Origin of the sequence: Ferrimonas sediminum (assembly GCF_900100175.1) — a bacterium.
In the GTDB taxonomy this organism is placed as follows: Bacteria; Pseudomonadota; Gammaproteobacteria; order Enterobacterales; family Shewanellaceae; genus Ferrimonas; species Ferrimonas sediminum.
The window spans coordinates 1-8,418 of record NZ_FNEM01000005.1 but is presented as its reverse complement, the minus strand read 5'-3'; the positions used below and the strand labels follow the sequence as shown (position 1 = coordinate 8,418).

Sequence of the window (8,418 nt, the reverse complement as noted above, 5' to 3'; positions counted from 1 at the left end):
CTCCTCCGTCGTACCCGCGCACGCGGGAAGCCAGTGTCTGTCGCTTTTGTCATTCTTGCGTAGGCGAGAATCCAGAGTCTTTGCTCGTATCAAAATCAAAGCCGCTGGGCCCTCGCGTTCGCAAGGGTGACCGTTCACCCGCTGTTCTGCCTGAGCTGTCGGCGTCCACGGGGTGGCCCAGATCAGTACAGGGCGATATGGCAGCTGGGCAGATCGTGTTTGTCGAAATAGCCCTGATGGTACTCTTCAGCCGGATAAAATCGCTCAATCGGCTCGATGGCGGTGACGATGGTCTTTTCCTTCCAGTATCCCTGTGTCTGCTGATGGGCTTTGGATGCCAATGCGAGCTCGCGCTGTGCGTCATCGTGGAAGAAGATCACGCTGCGGTATTGACTGCCGTGGTCTTCACCCTGCTGGTTGGGCGTAGTGGGGTTGTGAAATTGCCAGAAGGTGTCCAGCAACGCCTGGTAACTGGTGGTCGACTCATCGAACTCCACCTGCACCACTTCGGCGTGGCCGGTGGTGCCGGATTTCACTTGCTCATAGCTCGGGTTGTCCTGGTTGCCGCCCATATAACCACATACCGCCGAGGTGACGCCGTCGATCTCTTTGAAGAACTGCTCTACACCCCAAAAACATCCTGCACCGAAGGTGGCAATGGCCATAATGTGACTCCCTATCATGAACTTCTAGACGTCTAAACACCTAAGCGTCCATGAACTGTATCAGCTCCGTGACAGATTGCAACCCCGAATCTTAATCGGCGGGGGTGCGGCGATGAGGTAACTGAGGCTACAATGGCCGCCACAAGAAAAAAGCAATTGGAGTGCGACGTGTTATTTGAACACCAGGATCTATTGGCGCTGACCTTGGCGCATCCCCAGCCCCGCAAGCAACCGCAAAGCCGTACCCTGAAGGATGGAACCCGACTGACTCTTATCGATAGCGGTATTCTGGCCATTGAACCGCTTCGACCCGGCGACAGTGACATCGTGTTGTCCTGCGGAGTTCACGGCAACGAAACTGCCCCCATTGAGTTAGTGAACGATTTGGTCAATGCCATCATCAGCGGTGAACTGGTGTGTCGCCAGCGGTTGTTGGTTCAACTGGGCAATACCGAAGCCATGGTGAAAGGGACTCGCGGTGTGCAGGAAAACATGAACCGCCTGTTCAGCGGTGCCCATGCCCGGGGGGAGTCCAATCCGGAAAAGGCGCGGGCGGCCCTGCTGGAACAGACGGTACGCGATTTCTATAACCAAAGTGGGCGCAAGCGCTTCCACTATGATTTGCACACCGCCATTCGTGACTCGCAGCGGGAGAAGTTTGCCGTCTACCCCTATCGACCGGGGCGTGCCTGGAGCATCGAGCAGATTCGGTTCCTGGCTGGCTGCGGGGTGGAGACCATTCTGCTTTCTCACAGCCCGACAACGACCTACAGTTACTACTCCTCCAACGAGTTTGGAGCCGATGCCTTTACCGTGGAACTGGGCAAGGTTTATCCTTTCGGTCAGAATGAGATGAGCCGGTTTGAGGCCTGCAGGAAGCAGTTGTCCAGGCTGATTGCGGCACAGCCTCTGGAGTATCCGCCGTTGGCACAGAGTGTGGTGTTCGACGTGTGCCAGGTGGTCAACAAACACCATGAAGGGTTCCGTTTCAGTTTTGATGATGCACAGGCCAACTTCTCCGAGTATCCGCCGGGTACCCTGTTGGCGCAAGATGGGGACACCGAAGTCCGGGTGGGGGCGGTGGCCGAGTCCATTGTTTTTCCTAACGCCAAGGTGGCGCTGGGGCAGCGGGCACTGCTGACGGTGGTGCCTACCGCCATCGACGACAGATTTGAATGATGATTCTAACGGTGAAGACAGCCAGGCTGTAAATAATGCGATACAGACGAAAAAATGTGATCACGATCAAGGCGACGCCAATCAGTTGAGCGTCCCGGTTAGCGGCAGTACTCTTTAGCGTAACTATAACAAGCCCCGAGCGTGACGCGGTTCCAGTAGGAGCAGGCTACGCCGGGTATAACAATGGCCAGGGACACTGGCCCCAGACACAAGACGGAAGCGACGATGAGCCTCGAACCTCAGCATCAGGTGCACAAGGCCGTGATGACCTCTGGTCACGCCCTTAAGATCCCTGTACTTAAGATTCTGCAATCCGACGGAACCCCCTATGCCGATGCCACTTTGCCGGACATCGATCAGCAGTTGGCCCTGAAAATCTACGACACCAGCGTGTTTACCCGGGTGTTGGATGAGCGCATGCTCGCCGCCCAGCGTCAGGGACGCATCAGCTTCTACATGACCTGCATAGGAGAAGAAGCGGCGGTGGTTGGCAGTGCGGCGGCCCTGGGTGACAAGGATATGATCATGGCCCAGTATCGTGAGCATGCGGCACTGCGCTATCGGGGCTTTAGCACCGAGCAGTTTATGAACCAGATGTTTTCCAACGAGAAAGATTTGGGTAAAGGGCGGCAGATGCCGATTCACTACGGCAGCAATGAGCTGAACTACATGACGGTGTCATCGCCGCTCGGCACCCAGATCCCCCAGGCGTCCGGTTATGCCTATGGTCAGAAACGGGCCGGCCATGACGCGGTGACCCTGTGTTACTTCGGTGAGGGCGCTGCATCCGAAGGGGATTTTCACGCCGGCCTGAATATGGCCGCGGTGTTGAACTGCCCGGCGATCTTCTTTTGTCGCAACAATGGCTATGCCATCTCAACGCCGACTGAGGAACAGTTTGCCGGTGACGGCATCGCCCCCCGCGGCGTCGGCTATGGCATCGATACCATCCGTGTTGACGGCAACGACATGCTGGCGGTGCTGGCGGCAACCCAGCAGGCGCGAGCCATTGCGGTTAAGGAAAACAAACCGGTGTTGATCGAGGCGATGAGCTACCGCCTGGGCGCTCACTCCAGCTCCGATGACCCGTCCGGCTACCGCTCCCGAGAGGAGGAGGCCAAGTGGCGGGAGCACGATCCGGTGCTGCGCTTCAAACTGTGGTTGATGAACCAGGGTTGGTGGACCGAGGAGCAGGACAGCGAGCTGTATGAGCGCTATCGAAAAGAGGTGCTGGCGGCGGTGAAGGTGGCCGAGAAGCTGCCGGGTCCGGCCTATGACACCCTGGTGACCGACGTCTACGATCGCGTTCCCCAACACCTGCAACAGCAGCTTCAGCAGACCCGGGAACACATGGCACGCTACCCCGACGTGTACCCTCAAGACACGGACAAGGAGGCGTAATCATGGCCCAGATGAATCTATTACAAGCGGTAAACAGCGCCATGGACATCGCCATGGCCAGCGACGACAGTGCGGTGGTCTTTGGTGAAGACGTGGGCCACTTCGGCGGCGTGTTCCGTGCAACCTCCAAGTTGCAGGAGAAGTACGGCAAGGACCGTTGTTTCAACACTCCGTTGACCGAACAGGGGATCATCGGTTTTGCCAATGGTCTGGCGGCTCAGGGCAGCACGGCCATTGCCGAAATTCAGTTTGCCGACTACATCTTCCCGGCCTTTGATCAGCTGGTGAATGAGTCTGCCAAATTCCGCTACCGCAGCGGTAACGAGTTTAATGTCGGTAGCCTGACGGTACGTACCCCCTATGGTGGCGGCATTGCCGGTGGCCATTACCACTCCCAGTCCCCGGAAGCCTACTTTACCCACACTCCGGGGCTGAAGATCGTGGTGCCGCGTAATCCGTATGAGGCCAAGGGACTGCTGCTGGCTTCCATTCGCGACGACAATCCGGTGGTGTTCTTTGAGCCGAAACGACTGTACCGGGCCTCGGTGGGTGAGGTGCCAGAAGGGGATTACAGCATCTCCCTGTCCAAGGCGGAAGTGGTGCAAAACGGCACCGACATCACCCTGCTGGGCTGGGGGGCCCAGATTGAGCTGATTGAGAAAGCCGCCAAGATGGCCGCCGATCTCGGCATCAGCTGTGAAATCATTGATTTGCGTACTCTGCTGCCCTGGGATGTGGATACGGTGGCCAAGTCGGTGTGTCGCACCGGCCGGTTGCTGATCAGCCATGAAGCCCCGTTGACCGGTGGGTTTGCCGGTGAGATTGCGGCCACCATTCAGCAGGAGTGCTTCCTGCACCTGGAGTCGCCCATTGCCCGGGTCTGTGGCATGGATACCCCTTACCCGCTGGCGCTGGAACAGGCCCATATGGCGGATCACCTGAAGATATTTGAAGCCATCAAGGCCAGTGTAGAGTTTTAAGGGAAACGATGATGATTAAAGACTTTATTCTGCCGGACATTGGCGAAGGCGTGGTCGAATGCGAAGTGATGGACTGGCTGGTGGCCGAAGGCGACGAGATCAAAGAGGATCAGGTGGTGGCCGAGGTGATGACCGACAAGGCGTTGGTGGAGATTCCGGCCCCGTTTGATGGCAAGGTGGTCAAGCTGTTCTACAACAAAGGCCAGGTGGCCAAGGTCCACAGTCCGCTGTTTTCGGTGGAATTGGCCGCCGCCGAAGAGGCGCCTGAGCCCGCCGCCGAGCCGGTGCCGGCCCAGGCGCCGGTAACAACCGCTGCAGAGACCCAGCCGGACACCGACACTGGAGCCCAGGCCATTGAAGACTTTATCCTGCCGGACATTGGTGAGGGTATCGTCGAGTGTGAAGTGGCCGAATGGTTGGTCAGCGAAGGCGATGAAGTGGTGGAAGATCAGCCCATCTGCGATGTGATGACCGACAAGGCGCTGGTGCAGATTCCGGCGGTGGCCAATGGCGTCATCCATAAGCTGTATTATCAGAAAGGGGAGATTGCCAAGGTGCATCAGCCCCTGTTTGCCCTGAAAACCACCGCAACCCCTGGCACCGCCGTGCCTGAAACGTCAGTGGCCAAGCCGGCTCCTGAACCCGTACGCTCGCCGGACAGCGTGACTGCAACCGAGTCTCCGGAGCCTGCGGCTCGCAATGGCAAGGCGGTGGCCAGCCCGGCGGTACGTCGGCTGGCCCGATCGCTGAACGTTGACATCGCCAAGGTGCCGGGCAGTGGCAAGAATGGCCGGGTGTACAAACAGGACATTCAGAGTTTTGTGGATGGCGAGCGCCCCGAACCGGCTTCGTCGCCGGCGCCGGAGGTGGCCGACAGCACGGGCCTGGATATCACGGCCCCGATTCGTGGCATTCAGGCGGCCATGGCCCGACAGATGACGGCCTCGGTGCAGACCATTCCCCACTTTACCTATTGTGAAGAGCTGGATCTGACCGAACTGGTGGCCTTACGGGCCAAGTTGAAGCAGCGTTATGCCGACAAGGGCGTGAAGCTGACGCTGATGCCCTTCATCATCAAAGCGATGTCGGTGGCGGCCAAGGAGTTTCCGGTATTGAACGCTCAGGTCAACGATGACTGCAGCGAGATCACCTACAAGGGCGATCACAACATCGGCATGGCGGTGGACGGTAAGCTGGGCCTGATGGTGCCAAACATCAAGCAGGTGCAGAATAAGTCGATCATCGAGGTGGCCAATGAGGTAACCCGACTCTCCGCCGCGGCCCGTGAAGGCCGGGTGGCAGCGGAGGATCTCAAGGGAGGCACCCTGTCGGTGTCCAACATCGGCGCCCTGGGTGGCACGGTGGCAACGCCCATCATCAACAAGCCTGAGGTGGCCATTGTTGCCCTGGGTAAGCTGCAGACCCTGCCTCGTTTCAATGAACAGGGAGAGGTGGAAGCCCGCACCCTGATGCAGGTCAGTTGGTCCGGCGATCATCGGGTCATCGACGGGGGTACCATCGCCCGTTTCTGTAACTTGTGGAAATCCTTACTGGAAAATCCTGCCGAGATGATGCTTCACCTGAGCTGAGTATGACGTTCGGCTGGCGCCGGTCCCTCCGCTGAGCGGAAGGACCGGCGTTTTTTGTTATGGCTGATAAAAATCCGATGTAGGCAAATTGCTTTTCGCGCTTAGCATGGGGCCCAGAGTTTCGTATAATGGCGATCCACCACTTGAAAAGGCTGTTGTAATAGTGATGAATCACGCTCCACTGCTCGATGACACCCATTACCCGTTTCCGCCGAAGCCTGCCAAGCTGACTGAGGCTGAAAAAGCGGACTATCGGGATCGGATCAAAACCCTGCTGCAGCAGAAAGACGCTGTGCTGGTGGCCCACTACTACACCGACCCAGAGATTCAGGCGTTGGCGGAGGAGACCGGCGGCTGCGTGGCCGACTCGCTGGAGATGGCCCGGTTTGGTAATGAGCACCCGGCCAAGACCCTGGTGGTGGCTGGCGTGCGGTTTATGGGTGAAACGGCCAAGATTCTGACGCCGGAGAAGCGGGTACTGATGCCGACCCTGGAGGCCACCTGCTCTCTGGACATCGGCTGTCCGGCGGATCGCTTCGGCGAGTTCTGCGATCAGCACCTAGATCATACTGTGGTGGTCTATGCCAACACCTCGGCGGCGGTGAAAGCCCGGGCCGACTGGGTGGTGACCTCCAGCATTGCGCTCGAGATCGTTGAGCACCTGGACAGTGAAGACAGGAAGATCATCTGGGGGCCGGATCGCCACCTTGGGGGGTACATCGCCAAGCAAACCGGTGCCGAGATGCTGATGTGGCAAGGGCATTGCGTGGTTCATGATGAGTTTAAATACCGTGCCCTGGTCGAGATGAAGCAGGCGTACCCGGACGCGGCGGTACTGGTGCACCCCGAGTCCCCGGACTTTATCGTTGAGATGGCCGATGCCGTGGGGTCGACGTCACAGCTGATCAAGGCCAGCCAGGAGCTGCCCAATGAGACCTTCATTGTGGCCACCGATCGCGGCATCTTCTACAAGATGCAGCAGCTCTCTCCGCACAAGACCTTTATGGAAGCGCCTACTGGTGGTGATGGCGCTACCTGCCGCAGTTGTGCCCATTGCCCGTGGATGGCGATGAATGGTTTGCAGGCCATTGAAAAATGCCTCAATACCGACGACCTGACCGATCATGAGGTGTTTGTGGATGAGGCGTTGGCAGAAAAGGCCATGGTGCCGCTGAATCGCATGCTGGATTTTGCTGCTGAGCTGAAGCTCAAGGTGAAAGGCAACGCCTGAGCCTCGATGGCTGACTGACAAAACGCTCCTTCGGGGGCGTTTTTTGATCCTGTCGGGGTTCAGTTTGGCTCGCCTAGGGGGGGCGCACGAGGGTCAATGGCGCGCTTACTCTCAAGGTGACCAAAAAACCTCAGGATTTTTCCACATCGGCGTACTGCCGGATGGCGATTGACCTAGACTGAGGGCAGGGTTACCGGTAGTGGGGGGCGACGATGGCGGAAGACGTAGTGCGCGTGCTGCAGCCTAAATTGGCGAGCCTGTATCAAGGCGCGCTGCACCAGGGGGAGTCCATCGACCTGAAGGGCGATGGAGAGCCCCTGCATCATTATCGGGTGGGGCTGAGGAAATGCCGCAGCCTGCTGAAACTGTATCGTCAGATGTTGCCCCAGGCGCTGTATGAATCACTGGTCATCAGCCTGGGTCAGCAGGCGCGGGTGACCAACCTGATGCGGGACCTGGATGTATTGCAGCAGAGCTTGCCTGCCAGCCACCCTTTGCTTGCTGTTGTCGAGGCATGGCGCCGGCAGGCGTTTACTGAACTGTTTTTGCAGTTAGGCCAATTAAAGAGGGAGCGGGCCCTGTGTGTGTCGGTCATGGCGCTGCCCTGGCCTAAGGCATTGGCGCAGTTTTCTGAGGTCACTGAGAATGTGGCGGTGAAACTGGAGGGCAAGATTCACCGGGTTCATCAGCGCGCCTTGCTGGGAGGCCATCCGCAAGACTGGCATCGACTGAGGATTGTCATAAAGCGTCGCCGCTACCTGAAAGAGCAGTGTCAGCCCGGCGCCAGCTATCGGGGAGACAAGGCCTTGCAGGATGCGCTGGGGGCGTTTAACGACAGCTGTTGCCAGATTGCGTTTCTGGAGCAGCAACAGCAGCGACTGTCGGCGGATCTTCAGCCGGTGCTGCGGCAGCTGCTCGAGCAGCTGGAACACCGTCGGCAGCAACAACTGGCGGCGTTAGGCCACCTGCCTGAGCAAAATTAAACCAGTCGGCAACCATTTGTAAAAAAGGGTTTGCAATCCCCTTCCAGCCTCCCTAATATACGCATCCGCAGCAACGATGAAGCCATCGTTATTGCGTCAGCTGGTTAGGTGTCCGAGTGGCTGCAAGCAGCGCAGCTTAATCACGCCTCAGGCGGGATTTTTCAGCCACCAGCGTAGAGAGTGTTATTTTGGCTCTTAAAACTCAAAATTGTACAATTGGTTAGGTGTCCGAGTGGCTGAAGGAGCACGCCTGGAAAGTGTGTATACGGCAACGTATCGAGAGTTCGAATCTCTCCCTAACCGCCATATAAACGAAAAAGCCCCCGCACGAAGTGCGGGGGCTTTTTCGTTTATGCGTGTTGTGGAGATCTTGGTTTGAGCTCTTCAGTT

General features: G+C 58.0%; 7 protein-coding genes and 1 tRNA gene. 7 read left to right on the top strand and 1 reads right to left on the bottom strand.

All coding sequences use genetic code 11. The annotated features are described in order from the left end of the window. Positions 1 to 182 precede the first annotated feature (182 nt). Positions 183 to 665 (bottom strand): peptide-methionine (S)-S-oxide reductase MsrA, encoded by a 483-nt coding sequence (gene msrA / locus BLT77_RS07815; protein ID WP_090364446.1) that lies wholly within the window; start codon positions 663 to 665, stop codon positions 183 to 185. A 168-nt stretch (positions 666 to 833) separates the two neighbouring features. Here msrA and astE point away from each other — a divergent pair, with 168 nt between their 5' ends. The 7 genes from astE (at position 834) to BLT77_RS07780 (ending at position 8,334) form a co-directional block, all read left to right on the top strand. Continuing rightward, positions 834 to 1,844 (top strand): succinylglutamate desuccinylase, encoded by a 1,011-nt coding sequence (gene astE / locus BLT77_RS07810; protein ID WP_425431724.1) that lies wholly within the window; start codon positions 834 to 836, stop codon positions 1,842 to 1,844. 225 nt (positions 1,845 to 2,069) lie between these two features. Then, on the top strand, positions 2,070 to 3,245 hold the full coding sequence (locus tag BLT77_RS07805) for a thiamine pyrophosphate-dependent dehydrogenase E1 component subunit alpha (protein ID WP_090364441.1): 1,176 nt from the start codon (positions 2,070 to 2,072) through the stop codon (positions 3,243 to 3,245). Between the two features lie 2 nt (positions 3,246 to 3,247). Further along, on the top strand, positions 3,248 to 4,225 hold the full coding sequence (locus tag BLT77_RS07800; RefSeq protein ID WP_090364439.1) for an alpha-ketoacid dehydrogenase subunit beta: 978 nt from the start codon (positions 3,248 to 3,250) through the stop codon (positions 4,223 to 4,225). Between the two features lie 11 nt (positions 4,226 to 4,236). Then, positions 4,237 to 5,814, top strand: coding sequence for a dihydrolipoyllysine-residue acetyltransferase (locus BLT77_RS07795; RefSeq protein ID WP_090364437.1), 1,578 nt, complete (start codon positions 4,237 to 4,239; stop codon positions 5,812 to 5,814). A 166-nt stretch (positions 5,815 to 5,980) separates the two neighbouring features. Further along, positions 5,981 to 7,045: a quinolinate synthase NadA gene (gene nadA, locus BLT77_RS07790; protein WP_090364435.1), complete on the top strand. Its 1,065-nt coding sequence runs from the start codon at positions 5,981 to 5,983 to the stop codon at positions 7,043 to 7,045. 212 nt (positions 7,046 to 7,257) lie between these two features. Next, positions 7,258 to 8,028 carry a CHAD domain-containing protein gene (locus BLT77_RS07785; RefSeq protein WP_090364433.1) on the top strand — a complete coding sequence of 257 codons (771 nt, stop codon included), beginning with the start codon at positions 7,258 to 7,260 and terminating at the stop codon, positions 8,026 to 8,028. A gap of 218 nt (positions 8,029 to 8,246) precedes the next feature. Then, positions 8,247 to 8,334 (top strand) — tRNA-Ser (locus BLT77_RS07780). Positions 8,335 to 8,418: the final 84 nt, after the last annotated feature.